The 18,955-nt window shown below is 68.6% G+C and carries 13 protein-coding genes; 6 read left to right on the plus strand and 7 right to left on the minus strand.

Features of this window, described 5'->3' with window-relative positions; genetic code table 11:
• Window positions 1-199: 199 nt before the first annotated feature.
• From RKE25_RS18200 to RKE25_RS18230, 7 genes are all read right to left on the minus strand, one after another.
• Window positions 200-676, minus strand: a complete 477-nt coding sequence (locus RKE25_RS18200; RefSeq protein WP_311839502.1) for a chemotaxis protein CheW — start codon at window positions 674-676, stop codon at window positions 200-202.
• Window positions 673-2,430 (minus strand): chemotaxis protein CheB, encoded by a 1,758-nt coding sequence (locus RKE25_RS18205; RefSeq protein ID WP_311839503.1) that lies wholly within the window; start codon window positions 2,428-2,430, stop codon window positions 673-675. Before RKE25_RS18205 ends, RKE25_RS18200 begins: the two co-directional genes overlap by 4 nt.
• Window positions 2,423-8,737, minus strand: coding sequence for an Hpt domain-containing protein (locus tag RKE25_RS18210; protein ID WP_311839504.1), 6,315 nt, complete (start codon window positions 8,735-8,737; stop codon window positions 2,423-2,425). The genes RKE25_RS18205 and RKE25_RS18210 overlap by 8 nt, the downstream gene beginning before the upstream one ends.
• Window positions 8,738-8,844: 107 nt before the next feature.
• Entirely contained in the window at window positions 8,845-10,875 is a 2,031-nt protein-coding gene (locus tag RKE25_RS18215; RefSeq protein ID WP_311839505.1) for a methyl-accepting chemotaxis protein, read from the minus strand.
• A 114-nt stretch (window positions 10,876-10,989) separates the two neighbouring features.
• Window positions 10,990-11,523 (minus strand): chemotaxis protein CheW, encoded by a 534-nt coding sequence (locus RKE25_RS18220; protein WP_311839506.1) that lies wholly within the window; start codon window positions 11,521-11,523, stop codon window positions 10,990-10,992.
• Between the two features lie 8 nt (window positions 11,524-11,531).
• The gene (locus tag RKE25_RS18225) at window positions 11,532-11,903 is read right to left on the minus strand and encodes a response regulator (RefSeq protein ID WP_311839507.1); all 372 of its coding nucleotides are present in this window, start codon (window positions 11,901-11,903) and stop codon (window positions 11,532-11,534) included.
• A gap of 31 nt (window positions 11,904-11,934) precedes the next feature.
• Entirely contained in the window at window positions 11,935-12,333 is a 399-nt protein-coding gene (locus tag RKE25_RS18230; protein ID WP_269320406.1) for a response regulator, read from the minus strand.
• A 328-nt stretch (window positions 12,334-12,661) separates the two neighbouring features.
• On the opposite strand from RKE25_RS18230, the gene gshB reads away from it, so the two are divergent.
• The 6 genes from gshB to RKE25_RS18260 all read left to right on the plus strand — a co-directional run bounded on the left by gshB (window position 12,662) and on the right by RKE25_RS18260 (window position 18,625).
• Window positions 12,662-13,645, plus strand: a complete 984-nt coding sequence (gene gshB / locus RKE25_RS18235) for a glutathione synthase (protein ID WP_311839508.1) — start codon at window positions 12,662-12,664, stop codon at window positions 13,643-13,645.
• The gene (locus RKE25_RS18240; RefSeq protein WP_311839509.1) at window positions 13,642-14,508 is read left to right on the plus strand and encodes an energy transducer TonB; all 867 of its coding nucleotides are present in this window, start codon (window positions 13,642-13,644) and stop codon (window positions 14,506-14,508) included. Before gshB ends, RKE25_RS18240 begins: the two co-directional genes overlap by 4 nt.
• A gap of 113 nt (window positions 14,509-14,621) precedes the next feature.
• Window positions 14,622-15,191: a YqgE/AlgH family protein gene (locus tag RKE25_RS18245; RefSeq protein WP_311839510.1), complete on the plus strand. Its 570-nt coding sequence runs from the start codon at window positions 14,622-14,624 to the stop codon at window positions 15,189-15,191.
• Window positions 15,188-15,649 (plus strand): Holliday junction resolvase RuvX, encoded by a 462-nt coding sequence (gene ruvX / locus RKE25_RS18250; protein WP_311839511.1) that lies wholly within the window; start codon window positions 15,188-15,190, stop codon window positions 15,647-15,649. Before RKE25_RS18245 ends, ruvX begins: the two co-directional genes overlap by 4 nt.
• Window positions 15,646-16,575: an aspartate carbamoyltransferase catalytic subunit gene (locus RKE25_RS18255; protein ID WP_311839512.1), complete on the plus strand. Its 930-nt coding sequence runs from the start codon at window positions 15,646-15,648 to the stop codon at window positions 16,573-16,575. Before ruvX ends, RKE25_RS18255 begins: the two co-directional genes overlap by 4 nt.
• Before the next feature lie 265 nt (window positions 16,576-16,840).
• Window positions 16,841-18,625 carry a hypothetical protein gene (locus RKE25_RS18260; RefSeq protein WP_311839513.1) on the plus strand — a complete coding sequence of 595 codons (1,785 nt, stop codon included), beginning with the start codon at window positions 16,841-16,843 and terminating at the stop codon, window positions 18,623-18,625.
• Window positions 18,626-18,955: the final 330 nt, after the last annotated feature.

Raw genomic sequence — 18,955 nt, forward strand, 5'->3', positions numbered from 1 at the left:
ATCTTGAAATCTTTTACGACAGGCACCGCACATCGATTGTGCTGAACCATTCGTCCATGATCCCGTTCCTTGGGGCTACTTCCAAACTCAAACTGAGGCGCCTCTCGCATAGGTTCGACGCAAAAGCTTTTCAGCTTGGGGAATATTGTCGACTCGCTTCGCCCAGCCCTCATGCCGTAAGGGAGAGGGAGATAAAGTGCTAGCCCGCCAACTCCAACATCTCCGCCAACTGCTCTTCGATCCCCTCCAAATCCGGAATCACCGCCACATCATCCCGCACCAACACCTGCGCCTTTACCCCCGGAGGCAACGGCGAGCCATCGTGCGTGGGAATGATCAGCTCCGCATTGAGCGTAGTCAGTCGCGGAAAACCCTGCGTAACCACAGCGACGAACGGCAACTTCGGATTGCCGCCGAGCGCCTTCAACACAGCAACGCGCATCGCCAGCGTCGGATCACCCTCCTCCGCACCAGCAAGCTTGGTGAACGACACCAACGGCACACGCCAACCACGCCAGGAAATGCGGCCGAGCAGCCACTCCGGTGCATCGTCCACCGGTTCGGGCGTGGGCAGGGTGATGACTTCGGCGACGGTGGCGTTGGGGAGCAGCAGGCGGAGGTGGCCTACGGGTACCAGGACGCAACGGATTTCGCGCGGCAAGGGTTGCTCGCTCATCGCTGGATTTCCTCTTCGATCAAACGCGCCGCCAGTTCGAACGGCGTTCCCGTGAAACTTGCCAGGCGCTCGGCTTCCACGCCGTGCACCATGTCGGCGTAGTGGTCGCCGGAGGCGAGTTCGACCCAGACCTTGCCGCCGCGGTCGTGCACGGCTTGCGCACCGGCGACCGCGTCGGTGCCGGGGCCGGCGAAGACGATGGCGACGGCGTCGCGGCCGAATACATTGGCGGCGGTGGTGAAGGTGGAATCGATGGACGGATTCTGGAACGAGGACACGTCCACGGCGTCGCATTCCACGCGCCCGTCGCGCAACAGGCGCACTTGGCGGTTGGCAGGCACCACCACCACTTCGCCGGCGCGGGCGCGGTGGCCATGGCTGGCGATGCGCACGGGCAGCGCGGACTGCTTCGACAGGCGCTCCGCCAGCGCTTCCACCGACGTAGCGCCCTGGTGGTGCGTAAGCAGCACCGCCATGCGCAGGCTGGACGGCAAGGCGGCAAGGAAGGCGCAGACCGAATCGGTGCTGTCCACCGTGGCGCCGAGCAGGAGTACGCGGCCGAGCGCGCTCTCCAGTTCGCCCAGCTGCATTTCGCGGCCGCTGGCCTCGAAGTCGGTCGGCGCGATGGCTTCTTCGATGGACACCAGTTCGAGCGTCATGCGGGGCTGCACGGCTTCATCGACGTCGTCGACGTCGAGTGCGAGGTAATCCTCGGCGCTCATCTTCTCGATGCCGAAGTCCTGCGCGGCGGGCACCTCGACTACAGAGGCGTCGTCGTCGACGAGCGACCAGCTCGCATGCAGTGCTTCGGCGGTGGAGATCTTTTCCACCTTGATGGGCGCGTCGACGGGCATGAAGCTTTCGTCCAGCGGCGCCAGCGCGAGGTGGTCAAGCTGGAAGGACGGCCGCGGCGCGCTCGGTGGCGCACCCAGCGGGTCGGTGGGAATGCTGGCGGTGAGTTCTTCGCGAAGGGGCGGCGGCACCGGTGCGGCGGGCGCTTCGTCCACCGGCGGGAGCGGAGCCGGACCTTGCGCGGAGGTATCGAGGAAAGCGGCGCCGAACGTGCCGTCATGCAAGACCGGCGCGTCTTCGCCGAAGTCCTTCAGGCCGCTGCCGAAGTCGTCCTCGGCGGGTTCGCCGGTGTCGGCGGCGAGCAGCGCCTCGAGTTCGGCGGCGAGGGATTCGGAGACTTCGGCCGCTTCGCCGACAGCCGGCGACAGCAGGATTTCGGCGGATGCATCATCGAGCGGCGCCTCCGCGAGAGCGGCGGGTTCGTCATCGGCGTGAGAGATCGCGACCGGCTCTTCCACGAAGGACACGGCTGGCTCGGCCAGCGCCATGGCGACGGGTGCGGGCGCGGCGGTCTCGCGCTCGGCTGGCGTTTCCACCGCCAGCGCGTCGGCCGGGCGCGGCGGGTCAATGTCGCCGTCGGCGAGCACCTTCACTGCCAGATGGCGCGCCCAGCGCGCGCGGTCCCAGCCGTCCAGGCCGCGGCTGGCCTGGGCGTCGTTGAACACCACGCGCGGATGGTCGCCATCGATCACGTCATAGAGGCGGTCGAGGTCGTCGGCCGCTTCTTCGTCGAGATTCACCACCACGACCTGGGCGCCGCTGCCGTGGATCACGTCGCGGCTGAGCGTGCCCAGCGCACCTTCGTGCACGATGCGCGCGCCGCGTTCCCGCAGCGCTTCGCGCAGGTGAGCCCCGAGTTCCGCGTCGTCGAACAGCAGTGCGACTGCCGGGGCTTCAGCCATGGGCGGACTCCGTCGCCTGATCCTGCAGCGCACGCTGTTCCAGCACTTCGCTGATCTGCGTCAGCAGCTCGGCTTCCTGGTAGGGCTTGCCGAGGTAGCGGTCGACGCCGATGTCGAATGCGCGCTGGCGATGCTTATCGCCGGTACGCGAGGTGATCATGATGATCGGCACGTGACGCAGGCGCGGATCGGCCTTCATCTGCTCGGCGAGTTCGAAGCCGTCCATGCGCGGCATCTCGATGTCGAGCAACATCAGGTCGGGCACGCGCTCATGCAGCTTTTCCAGCGCGTCCAGGCCGTCCTTCGCGGTGTGCACTTCGTATTCGTGGCGCTCCAGCACGCGGCCAGTGACCTTGCGCATGGTGATGGAGTCGTCGACCACCATCACCAGCGGGCGCACGCGCTCTTCCTCGATCACCGGCAGCTCGACGGCGGTGAGGCCCTCGGCCAGGCGTTCCTGGCGGCGGATGATGCCGTGACGCACCAGCGGCGGCAGGTCGAGAATGATCAGCACCGAGCCGTCGCCCATGATGGTGGCGCCGAGGATGCCCGGCACCGAACTCACCTGCGGGCCGACCGACTTCACCACGATCTCGCGCGAGCCGATCACGGCGTCGATGCGGATGGCGGCGCGCAGGTCGCCCGCGCGGGTGAGCAGCAGCGGCAGCTGTTCCTCGCCCGCATGGCCGGCGGGAATGCCCAGCAATTCGGCCAGGTCGTGGATGCCGTACTGCTCGCCGCCGTAGGGGAACGTGGGCTCGTACTCGGCCAGGCGCGACGCGAGGTCGGCCGGGCTGATGCGGGCCACGCCCTGCACCGAGGTCATGGGGATAGCGAAGTTGGACTCGCCGATGCGCACCAGGATGGCCTGGGTCACCGCGAGGGTGAACGGCAGGCGCAGCACGAAGGTGGTGCCCTGGCCAGGCTGCGATTCCACCGCGATGGAGCCGCCGAGCTGCTTGATCTCGTTGGCCACCACGTCCATGCCCACGCCGCGGCCGGCCAGCTGCGTGATGCTGCTGGCGGTGGAGAAGCCCGGCTGGGTGATCAGGGCCAGCAGCTGGTCGTCGCTGGGCTTGGCGTCGGCGCGCAGCAGGCCGCGCTCGATGCCGCGCTTGCGCACGGCCTCGCGGTCCAGGCCGCGGCCGTCGTCGGTCACGCGCACCACCACCTCGGTGGCTTCGCGCGCCACGCGGATGCGCACCGCACCTTCGGCCGGCTTGCCCGCCTTGCGGCGCTCTTCCGGCGATTCGATGCCGTGCGCCACAGCGTTGCGCAGCATGTGCTCGAACGGTGCCTTGAGGCGGTCGAGCAGCGTGCGATCCATTTCGCCGTGTGCGCCTTCCACGAACAGCTGCGCGCTCTTGCCCTGCTCCTGTGCGGCCTGGCGCAGCGTGCGGCGCAGGTTGGGCACCATGGTGTCGAACGGCAGCATGCGCGTGCGCAGCAGGCCGTCCTGCAGTTCCGAACTCACGCGCGACTGCTGGATCAGCAGTGTTTCGGCCTGGCGAGTCAGTTCGTCCAGCATGCTCTGGATCGACACAAGGTCGGAGACCGACTCGGCCAGCGCACGGGAGTACTGCTGCAGCTGCGAGTAGCGGTCGAGCTCCAGCGGGTCGAACACGCTGATGCCGGCCTCGCGGTGCTCGCGCTGGAAGCGCGCGATGATCTGCGCTTCGGTTTCGATTTCCAGCATGCGCAGCTGGCTGCGCAGACGCTGCACGGTCGAGTCGAGCTCGACCAGGTTAAAGCGGTAGCCGGCCACCTGCTGTTCGAGGCGCGAACGGTAGATGGCCACCTCGCCGGCGTGGTTGACGAGGGTGTCGAGCAGTTCGGAACGGACGCGGATCTGTTCCTGCGGACCGCGCGACTCCTCGAACTGGCCTTCTTCGGGCAGCAGTTCGGGCAGGGCGACGCGTTCGGCCGGAGCGGCCACGGCGGCGCCACTCTCTTCCTTCGCAGCCGGCGTGGTTTCGCCAGCCATGCCGAGGAAGCGATCGATCATCGCCTGCGGATATTCGACCCCGCGGCCCTGCGACACGCGCTGCACGAGGCCGTGCAGGGTATCGAAGCCCGCTTCCAGCGCGCGGATCAGATCGCCGACGCGCGACGGATCGTGACCCACCGGGCTTTCGAGCAAGGTTTCGATGGCGTGCGTGAGGTCGCCCACCGGCACCATGCCGGCGATGCGCGCGCCGCCCTTCAGCGTATGCAGGTCGCGCTGCAGGCTGGCCATGTGTTCCGGCTCGGCCGGTTCGGCACGCCATTGCGCGAGGACGCTGTCGGAGTGGTCGAGGATTTCGCGCGCTTCCTCGGTGAAGATCTCCAGCAGGTCCGGATCGATCTGGTCGTTGGTCCAGCTGCCGGCGTATTCGGCGCCGGCGTCGGCCAGGGCCGGTTCCTCGGCATGGACGACGGGCTGGGCCGAGGGTTCCGGCTCCGCATGGACAGGTTCTGCCTGAGCCGGCTCGGCGTGGGCGAACTCGACGGGGTCGGCCGCGGCTTCTTCGGCCGGCTCGGCTTCGACGGCCGGCGCTTCGACCGCATGCACCGGCGTCTCGGGCGCTGCCTCGGCTTCGGATTCATCGACCAGGCCGGACACCGGTTCAGTGATGTCGGCCGGCGTGTCGAACTCCGCGGCGAGGTCGATGGATTCGGCTTCGACGACCGGGCCGACTTCGGCTTCTTCGATGTCCTCGTCGGCGAATACCGGGGCGAGCGACGCGTGCGTCGCCGTGGCGTCGGCCACCAGCGCCGGCTCGTCGGCTTGGACCAAGGCGTGCGCATCGACCAGATGCGCTTCCGCCGGTTCGACGGCGTCGAGCGACAGCTCGATGTGCTCGGGTTCGTCCAGGCCAAGGTCCGCGCCGGACAGTTCCACGGACTCGATGCCGTCGTCGCCGAGCGACAGCGTGTACTCGCTGTGCGGTTCGGGCGCGGAAACGGTGAGGGCTTGTTCCGGTTCCTCGACGGTCAGGTCGCCATACAGCGCGGCGAAGTCGTCCTCGGTGCCCGCGGTGATCGGGGTGGAAGCCGAGGGCGTGACCGAGACCGAATCGAGCAGCGTGTCGGCTTCCGCGTCCACGGGCTGCGCGGATTCGAAATCGCCCAGCGCGGCCATGAGCTCGGCGGTGAAATCGTCCACCGGCGCTTCGGCCTTCGGCTCCTCCGCCTGCGCGGACGGCTCGCCGGGCTGCACCGGCATGGCGGCGTCCAGCGCGGCGCCGAGCGCGCCTTCGTCGACCTCGCCTTCGGCGGCGAGGTCGTCGGCCAGCGGCTCGAACAGGACGTGGGCGACCTGCGGTTCCGGCTGCGCGTCGCGCAATTCGGTGATGCGATGGATCAGCGCGTCAAGATCCGGCAGCTGCGGATGCTCGGCGTCGAACTGGCCCATGATGAAATCGACGGCATCGGCGCTCTTGCCCAGCAGGTTCACGCCCTCGGCCGAGAGCGGATGGCCGGCGGCGCGCAGGCGCTTGAGCAGGCTTTCCAGCGGCGACAGCAACTGGGTCAGCAGCGGGATGTCGACCATCGCGATGGCGCCGTGCAGGGTGTGCACGGCGCGCAGCAGGCTGTCGTCCACGCGCAGTTCGTCGCTGACGCGATTGATCGCGTGGCGGATCGTCTGCAGGTACTGGGCGACTTCGCTGCGCAGGATTTCCAGCAGCACCGGATCGACCGGCGGCAACACCGGCGGAGCGATGGTTTCGTGCGCCTGCATCGGCGCGGGCTCGGGCGCCGGTTCGAGGTTGGCCAGCGTGGCGGCCGGGATGGCGTCCGCGGCGGCCTGCGCACGCGGCACGCGACGGCGCACGATGCGGCGCACCGTTTCGGTGGCGGCCGGCTTGAGGTCTTCGACGCTCGCGCTTTCCTGGCCGTTGGCCAGGCGGTCGGCGGTCTCCATGATCGCCGCCAGCGGCGCGGTGGGTGCGCCCTCGCCCATCAGCGCACCGCGCAACTGCGGCAGCGCCTCGATGGCGTGGCCTACCAGCGCCTGCACGTTCGCGTTGGCGGGAATGGAGTGGTCGAGCACGCGGTTGAGCATGTTCTCGACCTTCCACGCGTACTCGCCCAGCGCCGAAGCGCCGACCAGGCGGCCGGAGCCCTTGAGCGTGTGGAAGGAGCGGCGGATCGGCGTGAGCGCTTCGAGGCGCTCCGGATCGGCCAGCCACTTGGCCTGCGCGTCGCGCAGGTTGTCAATCTCTTCCTGCATTTCTTCCAGGAAGATCTCGCGGATGTCGTCGTCGATGCCTTCGACGCTGACCTGGAAACCGGCATGGGCGTTGATGGCGTCGGCCACCGGCACCTGCTCTTCGATTTCCTCTTCGATCTCGACCCAGTCGTCGTCGTCGTTGGCGCCGGAAGCGACCGGCGCGGGCACGTGCTCGGTGTCGACCAGGCGCAGGCCGGCCAGTTCGTGGGCGGACGGCATGGGCGTGACGGCTTCGCCGATCACGAGGCTGCCCAGATCATGGCCCGTGGCGAGGCTGACGCTCTCGGTGAGTTCCGGCTCGGTGGACGGCTCGGGCGCGAACACCGGTGCCGGCGCGGGTGCGGCGGCTTCGGGTTCGGCGTCGCTCAACAGCACGGTGCGGGCCGGCGGCGGCGGCCAGTAGCCGAGCGTGCTGAGGCTGTGCTCGGCCACATCCAGGATGTGTTCCAGGCCGCCGCGGTGTTCGCGCGCGGCTTCGAGGTAGTACTCCAGCGCGGCCAGGGCGTCGGCCAGGTGATCCATCTGCGCGCTGCTGGGCACGCGGCGATCGCTGAGGAGTTCGTTGCCGACGAAGCGGCCGATGCCTTCGGCCAGTTCGGCCGGGCGCGGCGCGGTGAGCATGCGCATGGCGCCGGCCACTTCGTCCATCAGGCCCGGGACGTCCGTCAGTTCCTGGTGGCGCCAGCCGGATTCGATGAAGGCGACGATCGATTCCTTCACCTTGCCGGTGTTGGCGGTCGCCTCCTGCATCAGGGTGGAGAGGATGTGGCGCGCCTCGCTGCGGGGCAGCAGGTTGGCGGGCGCCTCGTGGGCGATCTCTTCGTCGGCGCCGAGGCTTTCGATGTGGTCGTCCAGCGAGGCTTCGACGTACAGCAGCGCACCGGCGACGTCGAGCAGGAGCTCTTCGTCCGGGGCACGCAGGCGGCCGGCGATTTCCTCCAGCACGCGACGCTGCTCGTTGACCACGCGGCGCGGCACGCCCAGGGCGAGCATGCCGAGGGTGTCGCCGACACGTTCGAGCACGCCGGTCTGTTCGCTGAGCTGCGCCGGATCGGCATTGGCCTGGCGCAGGAACAGGTCCAGCGCTTCCTTCACGCGCAGCAGGTCTTCCTTGATCGCCTTGGCGACGGAATCCAGCAGGGCGCGGTTGTGGCCGGACATGGAGCCGCGGGCGTGTTCCAGCTCGCCCTCGTCGGGCAGCAGCTTGTCTAGGCCGTAGGTCTTGACCAGCTGGTCCATGCGCGGGCTGCGCTGCTTGGACTGCGCGACCACGTAGAGCAGCTTGCGCGACAGTTCGTCCGCATCGCCGCCGCGCATCGAGGCTTCGCCCTGCTCGATGAGCTGGCGGATGCTGCGGTCGACCTTGCCGATCAGCTGGCGCACTTCGCCGGCCTGGCTCTTGAGCATGCCCTGCTGCAGGCCTTCCAGCACGCCGGCGGCGATCCACCACAGGCGGCGGCCCGGCACGCTGTAGCAGCGCGCGGCGATGGCGTCGAGGGTCTGCACCATGCCGGCGAGCTGCTGCTCGGCCGACTGGCCGCGGAACCACGCCAGCAGCTGCTGCTGGAAGCGCAGGCGCAGCTCGGCGATGCGGCCGTGCATGCGCTCGGCCTCTTCCTGGTTGAGCGCGGCCGGCGCGCTGTCGGGCAGCGCGGCTTCGAGATTGGGCGAGAACAGCGCGGACTCGTGCAGCGCCTGCTGCCCGCGGCTGGCGCGCAATTCGTTAAGCAGCGGCAGCAGCACGACGGGTACGTCGCGGTGGCCGCCGGAAAGGCGTTCCAGGTAGTCCGGCAGCTGCATCAGGCCGCGCATCATCGCGGCGTAGGCGTCCTCGCGCTGCGTGACGTGGCCTTCCAGCAGGGCGATGGCGAGGTTTTCCATTTCCTCGGCCACCAGCGCGGCGCCGTAGAGCTCCACCATGCGCAGGGTGCCCTGCACCTGGTGCAGGCTGTCCGCGCACGAGCGCATGACGTCGCGGTCGCCCGGGTTCTCGACGTAGGACTCCAGCGCTTCGCGTGCGATCGCCAGGGTCTCGTCAAGCTCGGGCTTGACCCACTGCAGGGTGGTGAAATCGATGTGGTCTTGAAGTCTCATGCGCCCCTCTCAGCGGCCGCGCAACGCGTGTCACGCAACCGTCGAGGTTGCCCCCCTGTCATCGGGCGCGTCCGGCGTTCGTCGCCGGGCGCGTCCGTACCGTTGTGTCAGCCCGGCAGCTTGAAGTGCGCCACCGAACGCCGCAGGTCGCTGGCCAGCTGGGCCAGGTAGCCGATCGAGTCGGCCGTCTGGCTCGCGCCTTGCGAGGTCTGCGAGGTGATTTCCTGGATCGCGTTCATCGACTGCGAGATGTCCGTCGCCGCCACCGATTGTTCGCGCGCCGCCGCCGAGATGTTCTGAATCAGCGCGGACAGGTCGTGCGACACGCGCTCGATATCGCCCAGCGCGCTGCCCGCGTCCTCGGCCTTGCGGGCACCGGCCACCACTTCCGCGGTGGTCTGCTCCATGGAGTTGACCGCCTCGTTGGTGTCGGACTGAATCGCCTGCACCAGCGTTTCGATTCGCTTGGTCGCACTCGCCGAGCGTTCGGCGAGGCGCTGCACTTCGTCCGCCACCACCGCGAAGCCGCGGCCCGCCTCGCCCGCCGAGGCCGCCTGGATGGCGGCATTCAGCGCGAGGATGTTGGTCTGCTCGGCGATGTCGTTGATCAGTTCCACGATCGAGCCGATTTCCTGGGACGACTCGCCCAGGCGCTTGATGCGCTTGGAGGTCTCCTGGATCTGGTCGCGGATGGAGTCCATGCCCGAGATCGTCTCGCGCACCACTTCGGCGCCGCGCGAGGCGATGCGCACCGAACGTTCGGCCACGTCGGCCGATTCGGCGGAGTCCTTGGACACGTTGTCCATCAGGCTGGCGATCTGGTTGATCGCCGAGGTCGCGGTGCTGATCCGCGCCGCCTGGTGCTGCGCGGACTCGGCCAGGTGGCGCGCGGTGGTCTGCGTTTCCTGGGCCGAGGACGATACCTGCTCGGAGGTCTCGTTGATGGTGGTCACCAGGGTGCGCAGCTCGTCGATGGCGTAGTTCACCGAGTCGGCGATGGCGCCGGTGATGTCCTCGGTCACGGTGGTCTTCACCGTCAGGTCGCCTTCCGCGAGCGAGCCCATTTCGTCCAGCAGGCGCATGATCGCCTCCTGGTTACGCTGGTTGAGCTCGGCCGATTCCTGGAAGCGGCGGCGCTGGTCGCGCACCAGGGTGAACACCAGCAGGATGGCGAAGGCCACCGCACCGCCGGCGCCGAGCACGCCCCACCACACGTTCGGGAACAGGCGGCGCAGCGGCAGCTTGCCGATCTGTTCGGAAAGTTCGTTCGCGCGCAGCAGCACGTTCTGCGAATCCAGCGAAGCCTGGTTGCCCGCGCGCTTCACCTCGGAGAGGTTGCCGGCGGCACCGACCAGCTTGGAAACCGGGTCCTGCAGGCTGTCCCACTTGGCCTGCATGTCGCCCAGGATCTTGCGGGCGTTGGAGTCGTTCATCGACCGCACACCGACCTCGGCATTGCCTTCCTGCAGACCCTTGAGCACCGAGCCGTACAGCTGGCCGTCGCGGGCCAGGCCGTCGGCCGCCGGCTGCGAGGCGTCGCCGCCCTGCAGGATTTCCTGCACGCGGCGGATCATGCGGTCGGCCAGCAGCATCTGGCGCGCGGAGGTGTAGGTCTGGTCCGCGCTACCGCCGCGCTGCTGCAGGATGTTCACCACCTGCTCCATGCTGGAGTTCAGCACGGGCAGTTCGCGCGACAGCGTGCCGGCGCGCTGCGCCGAATCGAGCACCAGCGCCTTGTTGGAGAGGATCTTGCCGATATCCGCGTCCAGCTGCTTCCACGCGTTGCTCAGCGCGGCCGTGGCACGGCCGGCGGGCGTGGCGCTGTTGTCCGCATAGGCCTGCATGCCGCTCTTGGTGTCGCCGGCATTCAGGCGCTGCACCGCGGAGTCGATCGCGTTGCGGTTGGTCTCCAACTCCTTGAAGGAGTCGACGTTACCGTCCGACGCTTCCAGTGCGTACTTCGCCGTCTGCTGCGACAACACCTGGATCTGCGTGGTCAGGCCGATGGCCTGGCGGTCCTCGCCGTTCTTCGAGTTCAGCATGAAGAAGTCCAGCGCCGCGAAACCGATCGCGACCACCAGCAAGACGATGAGGCCGGTATAGCCCCGCTCCTTGCCGACGCCCCCTGTAGTGCTCATGTTCGTTACCTCACCGTCTACGCCACGCCGGGTCTGCCCGGCGTCGGTTTTGGATCAAGCCCCTGAATCCGGCCGCGACCCGGCACCGGTCCTACCCAAGTTCCGGTTTTCGCGTCAGGCGGCGGCCTGGCGGAAGTCCGGCGCACGCACCAGGCGGCCCATGCTGAATACCGCCAGCCGGGGTTCCCCCACTCGCTCTTCGACGAACCGCGACAGGCGCGGATCGTCTTCCTGCTCGGCGCTCCGGCGCGCTTCGGTGTCCACCGTGCGCTGGCCGAACACCTCGTCCACCAGCAGGGCGACGTTGCCGGCGCCCTGGCGTACCACCAGCAGGCGGCTGCGCTCGGTCTGCAGGGTGCGCTCGCCGAACAGGAAGCGCCCCAGGTCCACCACCGGCACCAGGTTGCCGCGCACGTTGGCCACGCCCAGCAGCCAGGCCTGCGTGCCGGGCACGGGGGTCAGCGCGGGCACGGCCAGCAGTTCACTGATTTCATCGATGCCGCTGACGAACAGGCGGCTGCCGACGCGGTAGCCGATGCCGCGCCAGAGGCCGGGGGCCTCCAGCTTCTCCGGGGTGTCGGAGGCATGCGCCAGCGACAGCCGCTCGTAGCGCGCGAGGATCTCGAACGGGGAAAGGGTCTGGCTCATCGGACGCCTCAGGCCGCGCTGGGCAGAAGGTCGTTGATGCAGGCCAGCAGTTCCTTCTCATTCACCGGCTTGGTGATGAAGGCGCGGGCACCCTGGCGCAGACCCCAGACGCGGTCCGTCTCCATCGACTTGGTGGTGATCATCACGATGGGCACGTCCTTGGTCACCGGGTCGCGCGTGAGCGTGCGCGTGGCCTGGAACCCGTTCATGCCGGGCATGATCACGTCCATGATCACGAGGGCGGGCAGCTCGGAGCGCACGCGCTCGATGCCTTCCTCGGCGTTGTTGACGGAATCGACCTTGTGGCCGGCGCGCTCCAGCAGCGTGGTGAACACGCGCACGTCGGTCGGCGAGTCGTCGATGATGAGAATGTTGGCCACAGGTCCCCCTCAGCCCCTGTAGTCGGTGGTCTTACACCGTGACATGACGATGGATGGCTCCAAGCAGTTCGTCGCGCGTGAACGGCTTGGTCAGATATTGCTCGGCGCCCACGATGCGGCCGCGGGCCTTGTCGAAGAGGCCGTCCTTCGAACTGAGCATGATCACCGGGGTGGACCGGAACTGCGGATTGTTCTTGATGAGCGCGCAGGTCTGATAGCCATCCAGGCGCGGCATCATGATGTCGACGAAGATGATCGCGGGCTTCTGGTCGGAGATCTTGGCGAGCGCCTCGAATCCGTCGACCGCCGTGAGCACGTCGCAACCTTCCTTCTTGAGCAAGGTTTCCGCCGTGCGGCGGATCGTCTTGGAGTCGTCGATCACCATGACCTTCAGACCGGCCAGGCCATTTCCACTTATGTTCAAGTTCACACACCCCCCTGTGACCCGCCCCAGGCTCAGGTAAGACACAAAGCCGACAGCGCAGGGCCGCCGGCTCCATGTGGACGAAAAGAATCCCGCAAAGATAGCCCACTGACTTGCCCGCTCTTCGGCGGACAGTTGTGCGTGCTGTTTACCGCCTGCCCGCCGTGGCGTCAAGCCAAAATCCTCGTGGTTGAGCCGTGCGGCACGCCTTCACGAAGTGCCGGAGCAGCCTTGCCGCCCATCCTCCGCGTCGGCGAACATGCGCGCCATTCCCACCCCGTCGACCATGCCAAGGCTGCCCAGCCTACGGGGACCCCACTACCGGAGAATGACGATGGCCCTCACGGTCGCCGTGCTGATGGACCCCATCGGCGCCATCAAGATCGCCAAGGACACCACCTTTGCCATGCTGCTTGAAGCCCAGCGGCGCGGCTATGCCCTGCTCTACATGGAGCAGGGCGACCTGGCCGTGCGCAACGGCCGCGCATGGGCCCGCCTGGCCCCGCTGACTGTGAAGGACGACCCGGCCGGCTGGTTCAGCCTGGGCGAAGCGCGCTGGCGGGAGCTGGCCGAGGTCGACGTGGTGCTGATGCGCAAGGACCCGCCGGTCGATTCCCAGTTCATCTACGACACCATGGTGCTGTCGCTGGCCCAGCGGGCCGGCGTGGCGGTGGTGAACGACCCGCAGGCGCTGCGCGACTGCAACGAGAAGATGTACGCGCTGGACTTCGGCCAGTGCATGGCCCCCACCCTGCTCTCCCGCGACAAGGTGGACCTGCGCGCCTTCGTGGCCGAGCACGGCGAGGTGGTGCTCAAGCCGCTGGACGGCATGGGCGGGCGCGGCATCTTCCGCGTGCGTGCGGGCGACAGCAACCTCAACTCGATGCTGGAAACCCTGCTCAGCGGCGGGCTGCACAACGGCGGCGGCCACGCGCAGTTCGTGATGGCGCAGAAGTTCATCCCGCAGATCAGCGCCGGCGACAAGCGCATCCTGGTGGTGGACGGCGAGGCCGTGCCCTACGCGCTGGCGCGCATCCCGCAGGGCGACGAGTTCCGCGGCAACCTGGCGGCCGGCGGCCGCGGCGAGGGCGTGCCGCTGACCGAGCGCGATCGCTGGATCGTCTCCCAGGTGGCGCCGGAGCTGAAGCGGCGCGGCCTGCTGTTCGTGGGCCTGGACGTGATCGGCGACTACCTCACTGAGATCAACGTCACATCGCCGACCTGCGCGCGCGAGCTGGACAAGCAGTTCGGCCTTAATATCACCGGCCAGATGTTCGACGTCATCGAGCGCCAACTTCACGGAAAGCGGCCTGCGTGAGCCACCCTGCACCTGCCCCCCGGGGCGCCGACCTGATCGGCGCCACCCTGCTGTTTTCGCTGTTGCTGCATGGCGTGCTCTTGCTCGGCATCACTTTCGGCTACGTGAAGCCCAGGCCCAGCCTGCCCACGCTGGACGTGACCCTGGTGGACGTGGCCAATGGGGAGAAGCCCGAGCAGGCCGACTTCCTGGCCCAGGCCAATAACCGCGGCGGCGGCGAGCAGGACAAGGTGGCCCGCCCGTCGCAGCCGTTCTCCGGCCCGCTGCCCAAGCCCGATCCGGGCGTGGCCGAGCAATCGCAGGAAGCGACCGCGGCGCGTCCGCAGGCGGCCACCGAAGACAAGTTGCTGACCACCACCGGCAACAGCCGCTTCAAGGTGAACTCCGACAGCGCGCAGCCCGAACGCACGGACAGCCCCCTGCCCGCGTCCGACGCCGACCGCATCCGCATGGAGGCCGCCCAGCTGGCGGCGGAGAAGCGGCGGATCCAGGAGGCCTATGCCAAGCGCCCCAAGAAGAAGTTCATCTCGTCCAACACCAGCGAGTACGCCTATGCCGGCTACATGCGCAACTGGGTGGACCGCATCGAGCGGGTGGGCAACCTCAATTACCCGGACGCGGCCCGGCGCCAGCAGCTGCATGGCGACGTGCTGCTGACCGTCACGCTGGACCGCGACGGCAAGGTGATGGGCATCGAGGTGATCGGCAGTTCCGGCGAGAAGATCCTGGACCAGGCCGCGGAACGCATCGTGCGCCTGGCCGCGCCGTTCCCGCCGTTGCCGCAGACGGGCGAACGAGTGGACGAGCTGCACATCACGCGGACGTGGCAGTTCCAGCGCGACAACGTGCTGCATACCCGGTGACGGGGAACGGCAGGCGGCGGGTCCGCGACCTGCGCGCCCGTCCGTTCCTGGTTTTCCTTCTGCGCTCAGCGCTTCACCCCCACCTAGCATTCCCAGCGCTTACAATGCCTGCCATGAGCGCTCCCCGCCCCACTTCCCTCGCCGGCCAATTCCTGATCGCCATGCCCAGCCTGGCCGATCCGCCCTTCTCCCGCGGCGTTGCCTTCCTCTGCCAGCATGACGAGGACGGCGCGGTGGGCCTGCTGGTCAACCAGCTCTCGGAGTACCGCCTCGGCGACGTGCTCAAGCAGATGAAGCTGGAGTGCGAGGACCCCGAGGTCGCCGACCTGCCGGTGCTGATCGGCGGTCCCGTGCAGCAGGAGCGCGGATTCGTGCTGCATCGCGAGCCGGGGCATTGGGAGTCCAGCTACCGCATCAACGACCATTGGTCGGTCACGACCTCGCGCGACATCCTGGTCGCCATGGCCGCGGGCGAAGGCCCGCGCCAGGCGCTGATGGCGCTGGGCTATGCCGGCTGGAGCGCCGGCCAGCTCGAGCAGGAACTGAAGGACAACACCTGGCTCACCGTCGAGGCCAGCGAGCGCATCGTGTTCCAGACGCCGCTCGAGGAACGCTGGAGCGCCGCCGCCGGCCTGGTCGGAGTCGACCCGCTCCAGTTGCCGGGCTACGCGGGTCACGCATGAGCTGTGTGTTCGGTTTCGACTACGGCAGCCGCCTGCTCGGCGTCGCGGTCGGCAACCGGTTCACCGGCCTGGCGCGCGCACTCGCCGTGGTGCCCGTGCGCGACGGCGAGCCGGACTGGCCCCGCCTGGACGCCCTGCGCCAGGAATGGCAGCCGGACACCCTGGTGATCGGCCTGCCGCTCACGCTCGAAGGCCAGGAACAGGCGGCCAGCCGCGGCGCCCGCCGCCTCGCCGAACGCCTGCACACCCGCTACGCCCTGCCCGTCGCCCTGGTCGACGAGCGCCACAGCTCCCAGGAAGCCGCCCGCCGCTTCGCCCAGGCCCGCGCCACGGGCTTGAAGAAGCGCAGCGACGCCGCCGCCATCGATGCGGAAGCCGCCGCGGTGATCCTGGAGCGCTGGCTCGCCCAGCCGGTCGACGCCACCCTTTCCCTTGCCGATCCGCCGCCCCCGACATGACTCCACGCCTGCGCCACCTCACCACGCTCGAAAACATGCCGCGCGAAACCATCGAGCGCCTGCTCGACCGCGCCGTGTCCATGCGCGACGCCTGCGCGCACGGCACGCGCAAGCTCGACCTGCTGGCCGGACGCACCATCCTCAACCTGTTCTTCGAGCCTTCCACCCGCACGCGCACCTCGTTCGAACTCGCGGCGCGGCGCCTGGGCGCGGACGTGATCAACTTCGACATCGGCTTCTCTTCCACCAGCAAGGGCGAGGAGCTGTACGACACGCTGCACACGCTCGAAGCAATGCACCTGGACGCGATCGTGGTGCGCCACAAGGTCTCCGGCACGCCGGACGAGCTGGTGCGCCATGCGATGAGCGGCGTGTCGGTGATCAATGCCGGCGACGGCAATCGCGCGCATCCGACGCAGGGCCTGCTGGACATGCTGACCATCCGCCAGCACCGCCCGGATTTCGAGAGCCTGGGCGTGGTGATCTGCGGCGACGTAAAGCATTCGCGCGTGGCCCGCTCGGACGTGCACGCGCTGGCCGCGCTCGGCACCCGCGACATCCGCCTGTGCGCGCCGGCGGCGCTGATGCCCAACGAGCACGAACTGCCGCATTGCCAGCGCTTCACCGACTTCGACGAGGCTGTGCAAGGCGCCGACGTGGTGATCATGCTGCGCCTGCAGAAGGAGCGCATGGCCGCCACCGATCTGCAAAACGAGGCGGACTATTTCCGCCATTACGGCCTGGACACCCGCCGCCTCGCCCGCGCCGCGCGCAGCGCGCTGGTGATGCACCCAGGCCCGATCAACCGCGGCATCGAGATCAGCTCGGACGTGGCCGATGGCGCGCAGTCGCGCATCCTGGAGCAGGTCGGCAACGGCGTCTTCGTGCGGATGGCCGTGCTCAGCGAGATGCTGGCGCGGCCTTGAGCCTCCCGCGCCGCCCTACGGGCGGCGCGACCGGCGCATTTGGCGCTCACGCAAGAACCTTCCCCTCGGTTGCACCGACGAAGGCCCGGTTGGGCCGCAGACGTAGCTCGTGCCCCGCATCACCCTCCCCGCGGGGACTGGGTCACGGCGTCGCCCAGCCGCCCGCCTCGGCCATCGGCAGGCCTTTCCGCCGCCCGCACCGCCCGGGCGAAACGGGCATAATGCGCGGCGCAACAACCACCTCTTCATATTTCAGGGAATCGACATGCGAGTGAGTAAGCGCTATCTGGCGCTGGCTGTCGCCGGCGTGCTGCTGGCGGCCTGCGGCCACAAGGACAAGGACGCCCCGCTGGCTTTCGTACCGGCGGATACGCCGTACGTGCTGGCCAACCTCGACGTCCTGGACGACGACACCCGCAAGGCGCTGCTCGCCCAGGCCGATGCGCAGCTGCCGGGCCAGCTCGCCCAGCTGAAGGCGGCCGCCGAGGACATGAAGGAGAAGGACGCCGACACGGCGAACCTGCTCAAGGCCTTCATCGCCGAACTCGACGGCAAGAACATCGAGACCTTCGCGCAGAACGCCGGCCTGAACGTGAAGGGCCGCTCGGCCTTCTACGGCCTGGGCCTGGCGCCGGTGGTGCGCTTCGACCTGAGCGACCCGAAGGCCTTCGACGCCTTCGTGGGCCGCCTGGAAACCGCCTACGGCAAGAAGCTCGACACCGCCACCGAAGGCGACGTCACCTATCGCAAGCACATCGCCACCGAAGCCGGCACCCAGGTGATCCTGGCCGTGGTCGGCAAGCAGGCGGTGGGCGCGGTGCTTCCGGCCGACGCGCCGCAGGCGCTGCTGCGCCAGGCGCTGGGCCTGGACCGCCCGGCCAAGAGCCTCCAGGACGATGGCCGCCTCGACAAGCTGGCCAAGGACAAGGGCTACAAGCCGTGGGCCGTCGGCCAAGTGGACCTGGTCCGCCTGCTGCCGCTGATCGCCAGTGGCAAGGACCCGCTGTTCAATGCCATGTACAAGGCGCACCAGCAGGCCGAGGCGGCCAAGACCGGCGAACCGGCGGCCACCCAGCCGGGCATCTCGCCGGCCTGCGAAGCCGACGCCACCCGCATCGCCAGCCGCGTGCCGGCCATGAGCTTCGGCTACACCAAGCTCGACCCCAAGCACCAGGACCTGCGCTGGGACATGGCCCTCGCCGATGACGTCACCAAGGCGTTCTCGGGCCTGAAGGTCGAGCTGCCGGGCCTGGGCGTCGACGGCGACGCGCCGATGGACCTGAGCCTCGCCCTGCCGGTGGCGCAGCTGCGCACCTTCTGGTCGGCGCAGGCCGAGGCCGTGGCCGCCAAGCCGTTCGGCTGCCCCTCGCTCAACAACCTCAACGAAGGCTTCGCCAAGCTGGGCCAGGTGGCGCAGCAGGCCGCGATGCCGCCGTTCGGCGACCTGCTGGGCCTGCGCGTGTCGCTGGACAGCTTCGACATGGGCGGCGAAGGCGCCACGCCGAAGTTCACCGGTCGCGTGCTGGTCGGCACCACCAACCCGGCCGGTCTCGTGGCCATGGGCAGCATGGCGTCGCCCGCGCTGGCGCAGCTGAAGCTCACGCCGGACAACAAGCCGGTGGCGCTGCCGCAGGACATGACCGCCGCCCTCGGCCAGCCCGTGTGGGTCGCGATGGGCGAAAAGGCGCTGGCACTCGCCATCGGCCAGGGCCAGGACGCCAAGGTCGAAGGCATGCTGAAGGCCCCGGCGGGCGATGCCGGCCGCATGAGCCGCGTGCACATCAGCGGCGACATGTACGTCTCCTGGATCAAGGCGATGGAAGAGAAGTCCGATCGCCTCAAGCAGCTGACCGACTCCGTCAGCCACGACGAGAACAGCGCGGAAGACGGCGACAAGGAAGAAGCCGCCAAGGCGCAGGCCGCCGCCGAGCGTTCCAAGGCGCAGTTCGAGACCATGCGCCAGCAGGCCGAACGCATCAAGGCGATCAGCGGCGAAGTGCATGTGGACAACGCCGGCCTGGTGATGACCACGCAGACTGAACTGAAGTAACGGTTCTGCGCAGCGGAACGTCGAACGGGGCGCCTTGGGGCGCCCCGTTTTTTTTGCGACGAGGTGCCAAATTTCACTCCGCTTTTACCCGCGCTCCACCTAGACTGCGCGCGGCGTCACATTCGGGTGGACGACGCCATTGCCCGGTGGCCCTCGTGCCGCCGGCCGCAGGTAATCGACAGCGCTGTCCGCACGGGGGGTGTGATGACTGCCGGAGTCCATTGCCGTTCGCGTTTCGAAATCTCGCCGGGCGGCCTCGCCGCTATCGCCGGCGAACCCGCGGCTTCGCCTTGCTTTCCGCTGCCCACGACCCGGCTCGCCGCCGTCCGG

The organism is Dyella sp. BiH032 (genome assembly GCF_031954525.1).
Taxonomy (GTDB): domain Bacteria; phylum Pseudomonadota; class Gammaproteobacteria; order Xanthomonadales; family Rhodanobacteraceae; genus Dyella_D.

Coding starts and splice junctions, on each gene's coding strand:
- RKE25_RS18200 (WP_311839502.1), bottom strand. CDS start 676: ATGAGCGAGCAACCCTTGCCGCGCGAAATCCGTTGCGTCCTGGTACCC.
- RKE25_RS18205 (WP_311839503.1), bottom strand. CDS start 2,430: ATGGCTGAAGCCCCGGCAGTCGCACTGCTGTTCGACGACGCGGAACTC.
- RKE25_RS18210 (WP_311839504.1), bottom strand. CDS start 8,737: ATGAGACTTCAAGACCACATCGATTTCACCACCCTGCAGTGGGTCAAG.
- RKE25_RS18215 (WP_311839505.1), bottom strand. CDS start 10,875: ATGAGCACTACAGGGGGCGTCGGCAAGGAGCGGGGCTATACCGGCCTC.
- RKE25_RS18220 (WP_311839506.1), bottom strand. CDS start 11,523: ATGAGCCAGACCCTTTCCCCGTTCGAGATCCTCGCGCGCTACGAGCGG.
- gshB (WP_311839508.1), top strand. CDS start 12,662: ATGGCCCTCACGGTCGCCGTGCTGATGGACCCCATCGGCGCCATCAAG.
- RKE25_RS18245 (WP_311839510.1), top strand. CDS start 14,622: ATGAGCGCTCCCCGCCCCACTTCCCTCGCCGGCCAATTCCTGATCGCC.
- ruvX (WP_311839511.1), top strand. CDS start 15,188: ATGAGCTGTGTGTTCGGTTTCGACTACGGCAGCCGCCTGCTCGGCGTC.
- RKE25_RS18255 (WP_311839512.1), top strand. CDS start 15,646: ATGACTCCACGCCTGCGCCACCTCACCACGCTCGAAAACATGCCGCGC.
- RKE25_RS18260 (WP_311839513.1), top strand. CDS start 16,841: ATGCGAGTGAGTAAGCGCTATCTGGCGCTGGCTGTCGCCGGCGTGCTG.